Genomic DNA, 14357 nt, shown 5'->3' with positions numbered 1-14357 from the left:
CGCACCGAATGCGCTTGTTCGAATCCCCAATCTCGAATCCCCAATCCCCGCGACGCTACTTGTAGCGTCGCTCCACGTAGTCCTCGATGATCCCGATGAACTCGGCGACGATGTTGTCGCCTCTGAGCGTGGTCGCCTTCTCGCCGTCGATGAACACCGGGGCCACCGGGGCTTCGCCGGTGCCGGGCAGGGAGATGCCGATATTGGCGTGCCTGCTCTCGCCGGGGCCGTTGACCACGCAGCCCATCACCGCCAGCGTGAGGTTCTCGACACCGGGGTGCCTGAGCTTCCATTCGGGCATGCGCCCGCGCACGTGCTCCTGCACGTCCCTGGCAAGTTCCTGGAAGAACTCGCTGGTGGTGCGACCGCAGCCCGGGCAGGCCGTGACCAACGGAGTGAAGGCACGCAGGCCGAGCGTCTGCAGCATCTCCTGCGCGACCACGACCTCGGTGGTGCGCGACTGCCCCGGCTCCGGCGTCAGCGACACGCGGATGGTGTCGCCGATGCCTTCCTGCATCAGGATGGCGAGCGCCGCGGTGGAGGCGACGATGCCCTTCGAGCCCATGCCGGCCTCGGTCAGGCCGAGATGCAGCGGGAACCGCGAACGACGAGCCAGGTCGCGGTACACCGCGATCAGGTCCTGCACGCCAGAGACCTTGCAGGACAGAATGATCTTCTCGGGCGCAAGACCGATCTCGACCGCACGATCGGCCGAATCCAGCGCCGAGCGGATGAGCGCCTCGCGCAGCACGCGCGCGGCGTCCCAGGGCTCGGCGCGCTCGGCGTTCTCGTCCATCAGCCGGGCGGCGAGGTCCTGGTCGAGCGAGCCCCAGTTGGCACCGATCCGCACCGGCTTGCCGTAGCGGATCGCGAACTCGATGAGCTGGGCGAACTGGGTATCGCGCTTGCGGCCGAAGCCGACGTTGCCCGGGTTGATCCGGTACTTGGCCAGGGCCTCGGCGCAGGCCGGCTCATCGGCAAGCAGCTTGTGGCCGTTGTAGTGGAAGTCGCCGATCAGGGGCACCTCGATGCCCATCATCGCCAGCTTGTCCCGGATGCGCGGCACCGCGGCCGCGGCTTCCGGCGTATTGACAGTAATCCGCACCAGCTCCGAACCGGCCCGCCACAGTTCACCGACCTGCTTCACCGTCGCCGCCACGTCGGCGGTATCGGTATTGGTCATCGACTGCACCACGATCGGCGCGCCGCCGCCCACATCGACACCGCCGACGCGGGCACGGAGCGTCTGGCGACGCTCGATCACTTGCAGTTCCGACATTCAGATCACCGGGCTTTCAGGGGCGGAAGTACGCTCGGCGCGGAGCAGGACGTAGTCACCCGCCTTTTCCACCGCCGCAAGCCCGTGAAAGGATACCGCCTCGGTGCCCGGGGTTGACTCCAGGCCGTCCTGATCCAGTGGCAGGCCGGCCACTTCGATGCGACCGGCGTGGGCATCGATCAGGGCCGGCGCCAGCAGATGCTGGCATTCGCTGTCCGGCTCGCGCAGCCAGCGCACGGCGATGCCGCGCTGCGGCGGCTTGGGCGTGCCGAGCAGGTCGAGGGTTCGCAGCCCGACCGCAAAGGCGCGCCGGGCCAGCAGTTCGACGCCTGCATCCACCGAACCGTCGCCGTGGTAGCGCATCCAGCGCACCACGCCGACCATCCACAGCGGATCGTCCTCCTCGTGGGCGATGGTCAGGCCCAGCAGCTCGCCGACGCGGATGCGGATGCCGGCTTCACGCGCCCACATGAGGCGATAGCCGCCGAGGCTCTGGTCCAGCACCTGCGCACGTACCCGACTGGCCTTGACCGTCTCCTGGGTGGCGTGCGCCCAGCTCGCGTGCGGCGCCGCGCCGACCCGATGGCCGGTGACCTGGTGCATGAAGGCGTCGAAGTCCTGCTCGCCGGCGAGGAAATAGTGCAGGCCGGACAGGCCAATGACCGTGTCCAGCGCGTGGGTGGCGCCGAGCCGGCGCGCACGCCGTGCGGCCGCCGTGCCCCAGCCGGCACGCAGACGCCGCAGCAGCTCGGCTGGCGCATCCAGCGTGCGGCGCTGGCGCTTCAGCTTGAGCTGCACCTGTTCAACGCCCCCTCTCTGCAGCGGGGCTTCGAGCAGACTGCGCAGCGGCGTGAGGTCAAGCCACAGCACCTGCGCCGCACCGGCCTCGCGCTCCTCGGGGATGTAACCCGGGCCGCGGTCAGTGGCGATCGGCAGGGCGAAATCGCCCTCGCCGCTCTGGGTCTCCTTCAGCTCCAGCTCGCCGACCAACTCCCGGCAGATCGGCCACAGTTCGGCCTGCTCGCGCTGGCTGAAGCGGAAGGGATTGGACAGCGCCAGCAGCACCGACTGCAGGTAGACCTGCTCGACGCTGCAGGCACCTGCCTCGGAGGCCTCGGCCACCGCCTTGCCGGCGAGGCCCGCCGCGCGCGCGAATCGATACACCGAGTGCAGGCCGAACCAAGCGCCCGGCAGCGGCATGCGGTAGAGGAAGTAGCACAGCGACAGCAGCCGCGCATGGTGCACGGCGGCACGCAGCAGGATCTGCGACACCGCACCGCGCCGCAGGAAGGACACTGCACCCGCCGGCGCCAGCGCCTCCTGTGCCGCGGCGCGGTAGCCATTGGCCAACTCCCGATGCAGATTCAGGCAGGCCTCGGCCACCTGCGAAGCCTGGGGCGACAGGGGAAAGGAACTGGTCTGCAGCTGGCGGTCGAGGAACTCGAGGGCTTCCAGCACCGCCGGCCGCAGGAGATCCAGGATCGAAGCGCGCTGGTTGCCCTGCAAGGCACGTTGGCGCAGCTGGGCAAAAGCGTCCGCCAGCCGTGCCAAGGTGACCTGCGGGTTGGCGCGCGGCAGCTCTTCCACCCAGCGCGCGACGGCTTTGGGGTCCGACGGGAAGCTGCCGCCCGCGGCGCTCGAACGCTCGGGTAGCTGCTCGCCCAACTGCTGGTACGGCTCTGACATGCGTGCACGGATCCTGGTGTGCCGTTTGGGTGTCCACAAGCGCCACGGCCTTGTCTCCGGACCTCGGTCCGTAGCCGCCGTCGAGCACGGGGGCGCAGTCTAGCAGCGCGTCCGAAGGCCAAGGCCGCGGCCTCCGACCAAGGCCGAACAAGCCCGCGACCGACAACGACGCCCGCGATCCCCGCGCACGGCCCGACAGCGAAGCGGCGCGCTTGTCGCGTCCTTTATGCAAGGTCGGGGCCGCCGCCGAACGGCCGGGGCGTCGAAACGCCGACGCTCGACCAAGCGGCTCCGGACGGGGCAAGGGCATGCGGTGAGCGCGCGCTGCGGTTAGCATGCGGGGCCCTGCGAATGGGCTCGCCGCGCTTGAACCTCAACCCGTCCCTCGCCGCCTCACCGCCCTGCCTCACGCCCAGCAGTCTGAATGCGCTTGCGCGCGATCTGCTCGAAGGCGCGTTCCCGTTGGTCTGGGTCGAAGGCGAGCTTTCCGGCGTTTCTCGGCCGGCCTCGGGGCACGTCTACTTCACACTCAAGGACGCCCGCGCCCAGGTGCGAGGCGCGCTGTTCAAGCAGCGCAGTCTGCGGCTCGCCTTCACCCCGCAGGATGGCCAGCAGGTGCTGGTGCGCGGCCGGCTGTCGCTGTACGAACCGCGCGGCGACTACCAGCTGATCGCCGAGCACATCGAGCCCGCTGGCGAGGGCGCCCTGCGCCGGGCCTTCGAGGCCCTGCGCGCGCGGCTCGAGGCCGAGGGTCTGTTCGCGGACGCGCGCAAGCGCCCACTTCCGCTGCCGCCGCGACGCCTGGGCGTGGTGACCTCGCCCAGCGGTGCGGCGATACGCGATGTGCTGAGCGTGCTGGCGCGGCGCTTTCCACTGATCGAGGTCGAGGTGCTGCCAGTGCCGGTGCAGGGCAAGGAGGCACCGGCGCAGATCCGCGCCATGCTCCTGCGCGCGGATGCCAGCCAGCGCTACGACGCCCTGCTGCTGACCCGCGGCGGCGGCTCGCTGGAAGACCTGTTCGCCTTCAACGACGAGGCGCTGGGCCGTTGCATCGCCTCGCTGCGCACGCCGCTGGTGTCGGCGGTGGGGCATGAGATCGACTTCAGCATCAGCGACTTCGTGGCCGACCTGCGGGCACCCACGCCCTCGGCCGCCGCCGAACTGCTGGTGCCCGACCAGGCCGAACTGCGCGCCCGCCTCGCCCAGCTGCGCCGCCGGGTGCAGCTCAGCCAGGCCCAGCACGCGCGGCGCTTCGGGCAGCGCCTCGACCAGCTTGAACTTCGCCTGCGCGCGCAGGCGCCGGCCCTGCGCCTGCAGCGCCTGCGCGAACGCCTGCTCGCCGCCTCCGCGCGGCTGCCAGACTCGGAAGCGCGCGCCCGGGCGCGGCTCGGCCTCAGCCTGCAGCGCCTCGGCCAGCGCCTTGAACGGCAGAACCCCGCCCTGCGCCTGCGTCGCGAGCGCGAGCGCGCGCGCGCGCTGCTGTCGCGCCTGCGAGGCGCGCTCGACCGTCGGCTGCAGGCCCAGCATCTGCGGGCCGGCCTGCTTGCGCGCACCCTGTCGGCGGTGAGCCCGCTGGCAACCCTGGGCCGCGGCTACGCGATCCTGCAGGACGCCGACAGCGGCCGGGTGATCGCGCGCCGCGCCGATGCCCTGCCCGGCCAGGCCGTGATCGCCCGGCTCGCCGACGGCGAGTTGCGTCTGCGCTGCGATCCGGCCTGATGCGGTTCCTGGACCCCGAAACCGCCGCTGGCTTCGAGGCCCGCTCTGCCTGCGAGCCCGACGATGGCGTGCTCATGCAGCGCTTCACAGGCGGTGACATGGCCGCCTTCGAGCAGCTGTACGCGCGCCACCGCGGCGGGCTGATGCGCTTTCTGCAGCGTGGCCTGGGCCGACGCGAAACCGCCGAGGAGTGCTTCCAAGAGGTCTGGAGCCGGGTGATCGCGGCGCGCGATCGATTCCAGCCAGAGGCACGCTTCGCCACCTGGCTTTACCAGATCGCCCACAACCTGCTGATCGACCAGTACCGCCGGCAGCGTCCTGAGGTGAATGTCGAGGTGCTGCCCGAAGAGTCCGAGGCCCGCGACAACCCCTTTGGCGACTCCGGCGCGTTGACGCCGGAGGAGCAGCTCAGTGCCTTCGAGCAGACGCGCCGGCTGCAGTTGGCCTTGGCCGAGCTTCCCGACGAGCAGCGCATTGCCCTGCAGCTGCGTCTGGAGCAGGAGTTGAGCCTCGAAGAGATCGGCGCCATCACCGGCGCCGGCCGCGAAACCGTGAAGTCCCGGCTGCGCTATGCGCTGGACAAACTGAAGGACCGGCTGCGCCGATGAGCACGCCCCTCCCACCCTCCAGGCCGCCCACCCACGGGATGTCCACTGACACCCCTCAGAGCGCCGCGCCCGTGCACACGCCGCTCGACGCCGAAGAAGCGGCAGCCGCGACCGCGCTGGGGGCCCTGCCCGCGCACGCGCCCTCGCCCGCGCTGGACGCCCGGGTGCTGGCGATGGCGCGGGCAGCGCTGGCCGAGGCGGCACCACGACCGAGCCCGCAGATCCCCGCACGGGCACGCCGCCGTCCGCGCGCGCTGTGGTGGCTGGGCACTGCCGCCGGCGCCGTGATGGCGGCGGGCATCGGCTGGCAGCTCGGCGGCTTCTCCGATCGCGCCGCTCCCGTGCGCGGGAATACGGCGGAACCGGCCGGGCGTGCGCCGGGCTCGGCACCGGCGGACACAACGTCGGAATTCGAAGTGCTGATGATTCCGCGCCGTGGCGCCACTGGCGAGCAAGGCGACCCGGAAACGACAGCGCGCAGGCAGCGCTCCGAGCCGGTCGCCGCGGATCGCTTGCGGCCTGCCATCTCTCAGCCCTCCTCGCGTGTCACGGTGGATGAGACCGCGCCGCCCGCCGCCGCCCCTGCCGAGCCGCCCAGCGAGGCGGTGCGCGCCGCCCCGGCGCCAGCGCCGCAGGCGCCCGCAGCCGAAGCCGCAGCGCCGGATTTCTCCCTGAAGCACCCGCCGCAGGAATCACTGGACCAGATCAGCGTCACCGGCACGCGGATCGAGGGTGTGGACTTCCCGCCGGTAGTCCAGGATTTCCGGCTTCCGCCGGACGCCTGGATCGAGCGCATCCGCGCCCGCCGCGACAGCGGCGACGTCGATTCGGCGCGGCGCAGCCTGATCGAGTTCGTGCGCGCCAATCCGCAGCGCGTGCTGCCGCGCGATCTGCGCAGCCTGATGAACGAGGCACCGTGAACCGCTGGACCCTGGCTGCACCCGCCAGGCTGGAGCAGGAGATCAAGCGCAGTCGTTTCCTGTGCCAGGCCGCGCCCATTGACAGCGCCGAGGCCGCCCTCGGATTCCTGCGCGCGGTGTCGGACCCTGCCGCAACCCACAACTGCTGGGCCTTCCGCCTCGGTGAGCTGTATCGATCCTCCGACGACGGCGAGCCGGCGGGAACTGCCGGACGCCCGATCCTTGCCGCCATCGACGGCCAGGGTCTCGACGGCGTGATCGCCGTGGTGACGCGCTGGTACGGCGGCATCAAGCTCGGTGCCGGCGGTCTGGTACGCGCCTATGGAGGCTGCGCGGCCGAGTGCCTGCGCATGGCCCCGCGCGTCGCGGTCGTCGAAAGGCAGGATCTGCGCCTGCGCTGCGGCTTCACCGACCTTGGCGATGTCCACGGTCTGCTGGGCCTGCATGGCGTGGAGAAGCTCGACGAGCAGTTCGATGCGGACGGCGTGGTCCTGGGCCTGCGCATCGCCAGTGACCGGGTCGAGGATTTCGCCCACGCATTGCGTGAAGCCAGCCGTGGCCGCCTGCAGCTCACGAGAGGCAAGGCGGACGAGAGCTGAGGTGCACCGCGCCAGGGTCGGCCGGTGACGGATTGCCCCGCGCGCGGGCTTTGGCTCAGTCGGGCTCGCGCGGCAGGAACACCCGCAGCGAGGCCAGCAGGCCGCCCTCGATACGCTCCACCAAGGCAACCGCCTGCCCGTCCGGGCCGTAGGCGGCATGCGCGCCGGCAGGCAGGGCCGCGAAGCCGGCCGGCCGCTGGCCGCGACGCACCTGCGCCGACTGCTCGGCGTCGAGATCCACCCGCGGGAAGTCGGCAAGCCCGGCCTCCAGCGGCAGCAGCCAAGCAGGCGCAGGCTGCATGGCCTCGGCCTCGATGCGTTCGAGGCTGACCATCTGCGGCCTTCGGAAGGGCTCGACCCAGAGGCGGCGCAACTCGGTGACGTGGGCACCGCAGCCGAGCGCCTCGCCGAGATCGCGCACCAGCGAGCGCACATAGGTCCCCGAGCCGCACTCGACATGCAGGCGCAGGCGCTGCCCTTCGATGGCGATCAGATCGAAGCGGTCGACCTGCACGGGCCGGGGTTCCAGCTCCAGCGACTCGCCGCGGCGCGCGCGCAGGTACATCGGCTCGCCGCCGCGCTTCAGCGCCGAGTAGATCGGTGGCACCTGCAGGATGGCGCCGCGCAGCGCGTGCAGCGCCGACTCGATGCGTTCGGCATCCAAGGTCGGCACTGCGCGTTCGCGCAGCGGCTGACCGTCGGCATCGTCGGTGTCGGTGGTGAGGCCGAGCGCAGCGACGGTCTCGTAGGCCTTGCGCGCCCCGAGCAACTGCCCGGCGATCTTGGTCGCCTCGCCAAAGCAGAGCGGCAAGAGGCCGGTGGCGAGTGGATCGAGCGCACCGGTGTGGCCGCCCTTGTCAGCGCGCAGCAGGTGACGCGCGCGCTGCAGGGCCTGGTTGGACGACATCCCTGCCGGCTTGTCGAGCAGGACAATGCCGTCCAGCCGACGCCAGACGGTGCGCGCCTGACGCGACATCGAGATCTACTCCGGCCCGCGCAGCAGGGCGTCGATGCGCTCGCCGCGATCGACCGAATCGTCGTAATGGAAGTGCAGCTCCGGCACGGAGCGCATGCGCACGCGCTTACCCAGCTCCATGCGCATGTCCTTGGCGAGCTCTTTCAGGGCCTTCAGCGCTTCCTTGGCCCGCTCGGGCTGGAGGGCGGTGAAGAAGACCTTGGCGTGCGCCATGTCGCGGGTGACTTCCACGTCGGACACGCTGACCGAGGGCAGGCCGTGCTCGCGCACGGCCTCATGCACCAGCTGGCCGATATCGCGGCGAAGCTGGGCGGAGACGCGGTCTGTGCGGTGGAAGCTGCGTTTCATTGAGAGCCGGGATTGGGGATTCGGGATTGGGGATTCGAAAGAGCGCAGCAGGACTGACACTCCAACCGACGCAAATCGTCAATGCGGAGCGGAGACGGCACACTCGCGATTGGGGCGGGAACGAATCCCGACTCCCCAATCGCGAATCCCGGCTTCAAAGCGTGCGCTGGACTTCAATGCGCTCGTAGCACTCGATCTGGTCGCCCGGCTTGACGTCGTTGTACTGCTTGACCGCGATGCCGCACTCGGTGCCCATGCGGACTTCGTCGACGATGTCCTTGAAGCGGCGCAGCGACTCCAGCTCGCCCTGGAAGATGACGGTCTGGTTGCGCAGTACGCGGATCGGCTTGTTGCGGCGGACCACACCCTCGATGACGATCGAACCGGCGACAGCACCGAACTTCGAGCTGCGGAAGACCTCGCGGACCTCGGCGACGCCGATGATCTCCTCACGGACTTCCTTGCCCAGGAGGCCCGAGGCCACCTGCTTCACCTGGTCGATCACGTCATAGATGATCGAGAAGTAGCGCAGGTCGAGGCCGTTGGCCTCGATCACGCGGCGGGCGGCGGCATCCGCACGCACGTTAAAGCCGATCACCACGGCCTTGGAGGCGGCCGCCAGGGTGGCGTCGGATTCGTTGATGCCGCCTACGCCGGAGGCGATCACGTTGATGCGGATCAGTTCGTTGGAGAGGCTGGTCAGCGAATCGCGCAGGGCCTCGACCGACCCCTGCACATCGGCCTTCACGACCAGGTTCAAGGTCTGCTGGCCTTCGCCCTGACCCATCTGGGCCATGATGTCTTCCATCCGGTTGCCGGCCTGCTTGACCAGACGCGACTCGCGCTTCTTGGCCTCGCGCTGCTGGGCCACGTCCTTGGCCAGGCGCTCGTCCTCGACCACCACGAAGTCGTCGCCGGCATCCGGTACGCCGGACAGGCCCAGCATGACCACCGGAATCGAAGGCGTGGCCGACTCGACCTGGCGTCCTGCTTCGTCGAACAGCGCGCGGACGCGGCCGTACTGGGTGCCACAGACCACGAAGTCGCCCTTCTTGAGCGTGCCGGTCTGCACCAGTACGGTCGCGACGGGACCACGCCCCTTGTCCAGCGCGGACTCGATCACCGAGCCCGTGGCGCGCCCGTCGACGACGGCGCGCAGCTCCATGACTTCGGCCTGGATCGAGATCGCGTCGAGCAATGCATCGATGCCCATGCCGGTCTTGGCCGACACCGGGACGAACTGGGTGTCGCCACCCCACTCTTCCGGGATGACCTCATGGTTGGCCAAGCCTTGCTTGACGTTGTCGGGGTTGGCGTCCGACTTGTCCATCTTGTTGATGGCGACAATGATCGGAACCCCAGCAGCCTTGGCGTGCTTGATTGCCTCGACGGTCTGCGGCATGACGCCGTCGTCGGCGGCGACCACCAGCACGACGATGTCGGTGAGCTTGGCGCCGCGCGCACGCATCTGCGTGAAGGCCGCATGGCCAGGAGTATCGAGGAAGCTGATCACGCCCTTGGGCGTTTCGACGTGGTAGGCGCCGATGTGCTGGGTGATGCCGCCTGCCTCGCCCGAAGCGACTCGGGTGCGACGGATGTGGTCCAGCAGCGAGGTCTTGCCGTGGTCGACGTGACCCATGATGGTAACCACCGGCGGGCGCGGCTCGCCCTCGCCGGTCTGCTCGGCATGGGCGATCAGCGCGTCCTCGACATCGTTCTCGTTGGCACGCACCGCGGTGTGGCCCAGCTCTTCGACCACCAGCACGGCGGTGTCGTGATCGATGGTCTGGTTGATGGTCGCCATCACACCCATCTTGAACAGCGCCTTGACCACCTCTGCACCCTTCAGCGCCAACTTCTGCGCCAGATCGGCGACAACGATGCTGTCACCGATCGCGACTTCGCGGGTCATCGGCGCCAGCGGGCGCGAGAAGCCGTGCGCACCGCCGCCAGAGCGCGAGGCTTCCTGGCGACGCTGGCCGGGCTTCTTGCGGGCGCCACGACGCGCCATGCCGGCATCGGAAAGATGCAGCTCGCCGCGCCCGAAGCGCGAACCGGCATCATCTTCACCGCCCGGACGCGCAGGTGCACCGCGCGCCGGACGCGCGCGCCGATCATCGCGGCCGCGGGCCGGACCCGGCGGCGGCGGCGGAGCAGAGCCTGGGCCGGACGGCCGCATGCCGGGGCGCGGGGGCGCCCCCGCCGGACGCGGCGCACCGGGGCCGGACGGAGCGCCTGAACGCATGGGAGGACGCGACGAAGGGCTGTCGCTGCGCGGCGCCGGACGCGAGGTCGGCGCGCTGGACGCCGGTGCGCGCACGGGCGGCTGCGGGGCGGTAGGCGCCGCCGACGGCGCCGCAGCAGCCGGCATCGGGGCCGCGGCCGGAGCAGGCTCGGGTGCGCTGGCTTCCGCGGGGGCAGGCGCTTCCTGCTGGCGACGTCGAGCCTCTTCTTCCTCGCGCTGGCGGGCCTCTTCGGCCGCCTTGCGCTGCTCGGCCTCGCGACGAGCCGCCTCTTCGGCTTCCTGGCGGGCCTGCGATTCGGCCAGCAGGCGCTGCGCCTCTTCGCGATCGGGATCGTCGGTGGCCGAGATCTCACTGCGCTTCACGTAAGTGCGCTTCTGCCGCACCTCGACGTTCACGGTCGTCTTCTGCTTGCCGGCAGCGACCGTGATCTCTTCGACCTTGCGGCGCTTGAGCGTGATCTGGCGCGGGGCCGCAGCCTCTTCAGGCGCATCGGTCTTGCCGTGCGTGCGGCGCAGGAAGCCGAGCAGCTTCATCTTCTCCGCGCTGGTCACCACCTGGTCGGGCCCGCTGAAGTTCATGCCGGCCTCGGCGAGCTGCTCAAGGAGCTTCTCGACCGGGGTGCCCGTCAACTTGGCGAGGGTGCGTACCGTAACTTCCGACATGTGGCTTCCTAAAGATTCATGGGCCCGGCCGCGCCGCACACGGGCGTCAAGCCGGCAATTCTACCGCGGAGAGGGCGCCCGCGCCCGAGGCGCGCGCGCGGCCTGCGCGCTCATTCGAACCAGTGCTTGCGTGCTTCCATGATCAGCTTGGCCGCACGCTCGGCGTCCAGGCCCTCGATATCGCTGATCTCATCGACCGCCATCTCAGCGAGGTCATCGCGCGTCGAGATGCCGCGCGCGGCCAGCGCGTAGGCGATCGCGTCGTCGATACCCTCAAGCGACAGCAGGTCCTCCGCCGGCTTGTGCTCCTCCAGCTGCTCCTCGGCAGCGAGCGCCTCGGTCAGCAGGGCGTCGCGGGCGCGGGCGCGCAGCTCCTCGACGATGTCCTCGTCGAAGCCTTCCACCGCCAGCAGCTCGGCGGCGGGAACGTAGGCGATTTCCTCGATCGTGCTGAAGCCCTCGCTGACCAGGATGCCGGCGATTTCCTCGTCGACCTCCATGCGGTCCATGAACAGCTTGCGTGCGCTGGCCTGCTCGGCCTCGCTCTTCGCTGCCACCTGGTCCTGGGTCATCACGTTGAGCTGCCAGCCGGTCAGCTTCGACGCAAGCCTCACGTTCTGGCCACCCTTGCCGATGGCCTGGGCCAGCTTGTCCTCGGCCACGGCGATGTCCATGGAGTGGCGCTCCTCGTCGACGATGATCGACTGCACCTCGGCCGGCGCCATCGCATTGATGACGAACTGGGCCGGATTCTCGCTCCACAGGACGATGTCGATGCGCTCACCGTTCAGCTCGTTGCTGACGGCCTGCACGCGCGAGCCGCGCATGCCGATGCAAGCGCCGATGGGATCAGTACGGGTGTCATGGGCGATCACGGCGATCTTGGCGCGATCGCCCGGGTCACGGGCGGCGCCCTTGATCTCGACCAGGCCCTGGCCGACTTCGGGCACTTCCAGCTTGAACAGCGACATCATGAACTCGGGCGCGGCGCGGCTGACGAACAGCTGCGGACCACGCGCCTCGGAGCGCACGTCGTACAGGTAGCCGCGCACGCGGTCGCCCGGGCGCAGGGTGTCGCGCGGGATCGACTTGTCCTTGGGGATGAAGGCTTCGGCGTTGCCGCCCAGGTCGATGTAAATGTTGCCGCGCTCGACGCGCTTGACGATGCCGGTGATGAGTTCGCCCACGCGATGCTTGAAGGCGTCCACGACCTGGGCACGCTCGGCCTCGCGCACCCGCTGCACGATCACCTGCTTCGCCGCCTGCGCGGAGATGCGGCCGAAATCGACGTTCTCGACCTGCTCCTCGATGAACTCGCCCACCTGAGCGTCGGGCTTGATGTCGACGGCATCCATAAGGCGGATCTGGTGGTGCGGGGATTCCATCACCACGTCATCGGCGACCACCTCCCACACGCGGAAGGTTTCGTAGCTGCCGTTGGCCCGGTTGATGGAAACGCGCATCTGCACGTCCTCCTCCGGGTACTGCTTCTTGGCGGCGGAGGCCAGCGCAGCTTCGAGTGCCTCGAAGATCACGCCGCGTTCGACGCCCTTCTCGTTGGCAACAGCTTCGGCAACCAGCAGCAGTTCTTTGCTCATCGTCGTGTCTCCGGCAGGCGGATCAGCGCCTGGGGGTCAGGAAAGCTTGGGGTCGGTAAACGTACAGCGGCTCAGCGTCCGCGGCCCGGTCGGCGCGGCGCCGGCTTGGCATCAGGATCTTCATAGATGGAGGCCTCGACCTGCTCGCCATCCACTTCAACGGGCTCGCCCTGGCCGAGCGCGGAGAAATCGGGAACGAGGCGGGCCTTGGCGATGTTGTCGTGGGCAAGCCGATAAGTCTTGCCGTCCTGCTCGACCAGCACCTCATCACCCTCCACGCCGCGGATGAAGGCGCTGAAGCGGCGGCGCCCCTCGTGGGGAAGATGCAGGGCGATCTTGGCCTGCTGGCCCAGAAATCGCTCGAAGTGGGCGGGCTTGAACAGCGGCCGGTCGAATCCGGGGGACGAGACTTCCAGGACATAGTTGCCCTGGATCGGATCGTTGACGTCGAGCAGGGCGCTCACCTCGCGACTGACCGCGGTGCAATCGTCCAAAGTGACGTGGCGGCCTTCGGCGTCGATGTAGATGCGCAGGACGCTGCGGTGGCTGCTGGGCGCGTACTCGATACCCAGCAGCTCCAGGCCGAGGTCAAGGACCACCGGCGAGCACAGCGCTTCGAGCTCTTGGATTTTCTGGGACATGGACCGACCTCCGGATCTCGCGCGCTCGCAGCCAGGCGGAGCGCAGCCAGGGCACAGGGCCCTGTCCAAGACACCGGAGCCTCGCCGGACAACCTCACCGACGCTGCGGGCCCGAAAATGAAAGAGCCTCACGGGGAGGCTCTTTGCAATGCCGCTGAAAGAATCGATCCTTCACGGCGTCACTGATGGTAGCGGGGGCAGGATTTGAACCTGCGACCTTCGGGTTATGAGCCCGACGAGCTGCCAGACTGCTCCACCCCGCATCAGTCAGACGCCCAGTATAAGGAGCGTTTGCGTGCAGCGCAACAGGCGAGACGCAAGGAAGTTCCAGATCGCTGATTTGACGAGCTTTTCTTCGAGAATCCTTACTCAAAACGCTGCGCATCCGGTCGACGACGCGCCCAACTCGCCACCAAACACGGGGCTGCCTTCCGCCCCTCGTACGAGCTCATGGCCCATCCATGGCCGAGGACCTTTCGACTACTGACCGTCGGGCTCTTCGTTGACGAGGGGAACCCACCCCCGGCGGGGGCCGAAGCGGCCGACTATCGGCAACCCAGTGAGATGGCAATGGCGGCCTGACTCACACCAACGAGTCTTCGGGATTTCCGGGGCGTTTCACTTCGAGGCATCCATCGGGCGACTCGAAGCCTTGCGGCAGCCCTCAGACGGAACGGCCGGCGGAAGCCCCGGGGCGTCGCGGCGGCCACTGCCCCCAGGCCGCCACCACGCAGAGCCCGAAGACGGTGTAGGCCAGCACGAAAGCCCAGGGTGGGGCTTCGACGTAGAGCAGCCGGCTGAGCCAGTACTCGATGAATCCACCGTTGTAGCTCGCCTCGCCGGCCCGTTCGCGCAGCCAGAGCTCCAGCGTGGTGAGTGGGCACAGCTTGCCCAGCCAGCTCTGCACCACCACCACGCCGATGGTGAGGAGATGGACGAGGCGGAACCACCAGGCATTGACGTAGCACCAGCCGCGCAGGTTACCGAGCACGATCAGGCCGAGGCCCAGCACCACGAAGGCCACCACACAGAGGTGCAGGAATAGCACCGCGTCGGCGGCCAGGGCCCAGGCCAT

12 protein-coding genes and 1 tRNA gene are annotated in these 14357 nt (G+C 69.3%); 4 read left to right on the top strand and 9 right to left on the bottom strand.

Features of this window, described 5'->3' with window-relative positions; translation table 11 throughout:
• Positions 1–55: 55 nt before the first annotated feature.
• Positions 56–1279, bottom strand: coding sequence for a flavodoxin-dependent (E)-4-hydroxy-3-methylbut-2-enyl-diphosphate synthase (ispG, locus tag BLP83_RS07105; protein WP_091240587.1), 1224 nt, complete (start codon positions 1277–1279; stop codon positions 56–58).
• Positions 1280–2965, bottom strand: a complete 1686-nt coding sequence (locus BLP83_RS07100; protein WP_091240584.1) for a hypothetical protein — start codon at positions 2963–2965, stop codon at positions 1280–1282.
• Between the two features lie 351 nt (positions 2966–3316).
• Here BLP83_RS07100 and xseA point away from each other — a divergent pair, with 351 nt between their 5' ends.
• From xseA to BLP83_RS07080, 4 genes are read left to right on the top strand one after another with little or no spacing between them, the layout of a single operon-like run.
• Positions 3317–4684 (top strand): exodeoxyribonuclease VII large subunit, encoded by a 1368-nt coding sequence (gene xseA / locus BLP83_RS07095; protein WP_091240581.1) that lies wholly within the window; start codon positions 3317–3319, stop codon positions 4682–4684.
• The gene (locus BLP83_RS07090) at positions 4684–5292 is read left to right on the top strand and encodes an RNA polymerase sigma factor (RefSeq protein ID WP_091240579.1); all 609 of its coding nucleotides are present in this window, start codon (positions 4684–4686) and stop codon (positions 5290–5292) included. Before xseA ends, BLP83_RS07090 begins: the two co-directional genes overlap by 1 nt.
• Before the next feature lie 38 nt (positions 5293–5330).
• On the top strand, positions 5331–6212 hold the full coding sequence (locus BLP83_RS07085; protein ID WP_143006581.1) for a hypothetical protein: 882 nt from the start codon (positions 5331–5333) through the stop codon (positions 6210–6212).
• Complete coding sequence (locus tag BLP83_RS07080; protein ID WP_245679974.1) at positions 6209–6811, top strand: IMPACT family protein; 603 nt, start codon at positions 6209–6211, stop codon at positions 6809–6811. Before BLP83_RS07085 ends, BLP83_RS07080 begins: the two co-directional genes overlap by 4 nt.
• Positions 6812–6866: 55 nt before the next feature.
• Here BLP83_RS07080 and truB read toward each other — a convergent pair whose 3' ends face one another.
• From truB to BLP83_RS07045, 7 genes are all read right to left on the bottom strand, one after another.
• Positions 6867–7787: a tRNA pseudouridine(55) synthase TruB gene (gene truB / locus BLP83_RS07075; RefSeq protein WP_091240575.1), complete on the bottom strand. Its 921-nt coding sequence runs from the start codon at positions 7785–7787 to the stop codon at positions 6867–6869.
• Between the two features lie 6 nt (positions 7788–7793).
• Entirely contained in the window at positions 7794–8135 is a 342-nt protein-coding gene (gene rbfA, locus BLP83_RS07070) for a 30S ribosome-binding factor RbfA (RefSeq protein WP_091240572.1), read from the bottom strand.
• A gap of 154 nt (positions 8136–8289) precedes the next feature.
• Positions 8290–11043: a translation initiation factor IF-2 gene (gene infB, locus BLP83_RS07065; protein ID WP_091240569.1), complete on the bottom strand. Its 2754-nt coding sequence runs from the start codon at positions 11041–11043 to the stop codon at positions 8290–8292.
• Between the two features lie 110 nt (positions 11044–11153).
• Complete coding sequence (gene nusA, locus BLP83_RS07060; protein ID WP_091240567.1) at positions 11154–12641, bottom strand: transcription termination factor NusA; 1488 nt, start codon at positions 12639–12641, stop codon at positions 11154–11156.
• Positions 12642–12712: 71 nt separating this feature from the next.
• Positions 12713–13282 carry a ribosome maturation factor RimP gene (gene rimP, locus BLP83_RS07055; protein ID WP_091240564.1) on the bottom strand — a complete coding sequence of 190 codons (570 nt, stop codon included), beginning with the start codon at positions 13280–13282 and terminating at the stop codon, positions 12713–12715.
• 186 nt (positions 13283–13468) lie between these two features.
• A tRNA-Met gene (locus BLP83_RS07050) sits at positions 13469–13545 on the bottom strand.
• Between the two features lie 401 nt (positions 13546–13946).
• Entirely contained in the window at positions 13947–14357 is a 411-nt protein-coding gene (locus tag BLP83_RS07045) for a DUF2784 domain-containing protein (RefSeq protein WP_091240561.1), read from the bottom strand.

This window comes from Aquimonas voraii, assembly GCF_900101825.1.
GTDB classification, from domain to species: domain Bacteria; phylum Pseudomonadota; class Gammaproteobacteria; order Xanthomonadales; family Xanthomonadaceae; genus Aquimonas; species Aquimonas voraii.
Note: the sequence above shows the minus strand (reverse complement) of the source record. Positions and strands in the feature narration are given on the sequence as shown.

What these genes read in the sequence shown, in the direction of transcription:
- BLP83_RS07085 (WP_143006581.1), top strand. Translation starts at nt 5,331, where the DNA reads ATGTCCACTGACACCCCTCAGAGCGCCGCGCCCGTGCACACGCCGCTC.
- ispG (WP_091240587.1), bottom strand. Translation starts at nt 1,279, where the DNA reads ATGTCGGAACTGCAAGTGATCGAGCGTCGCCAGACGCTCCGTGCCCGC.
- xseA (WP_091240581.1), top strand. Translation starts at nt 3,317, where the DNA reads ATGGGCTCGCCGCGCTTGAACCTCAACCCGTCCCTCGCCGCCTCACCG.
- nusA (WP_091240567.1), bottom strand. Translation starts at nt 12,641, where the DNA reads ATGAGCAAAGAACTGCTGCTGGTTGCCGAAGCTGTTGCCAACGAGAAG.
- rbfA (WP_091240572.1), bottom strand. Translation starts at nt 8,135, where the DNA reads ATGAAACGCAGCTTCCACCGCACAGACCGCGTCTCCGCCCAGCTTCGC.
- truB (WP_091240575.1), bottom strand. Translation starts at nt 7,787, where the DNA reads ATGTCGCGTCAGGCGCGCACCGTCTGGCGTCGGCTGGACGGCATTGTC.
- BLP83_RS07090 (WP_091240579.1), top strand. Translation starts at nt 4,684, where the DNA reads ATGCGGTTCCTGGACCCCGAAACCGCCGCTGGCTTCGAGGCCCGCTCT.
- rimP (WP_091240564.1), bottom strand. Translation starts at nt 13,282, where the DNA reads ATGTCCCAGAAAATCCAAGAGCTCGAAGCGCTGTGCTCGCCGGTGGTC.
- infB (WP_091240569.1), bottom strand. Translation starts at nt 11,043, where the DNA reads ATGTCGGAAGTTACGGTACGCACCCTCGCCAAGTTGACGGGCACCCCG.
- BLP83_RS07045 (WP_091240561.1), bottom strand. Translation starts at nt 14,357, where the DNA reads ATGGCCTGGGCCCTGGCCGCCGACGCGGTGCTATTCCTGCACCTCTGT.
- BLP83_RS07100 (WP_091240584.1), bottom strand. Translation starts at nt 2,965, where the DNA reads ATGTCAGAGCCGTACCAGCAGTTGGGCGAGCAGCTACCCGAGCGTTCG.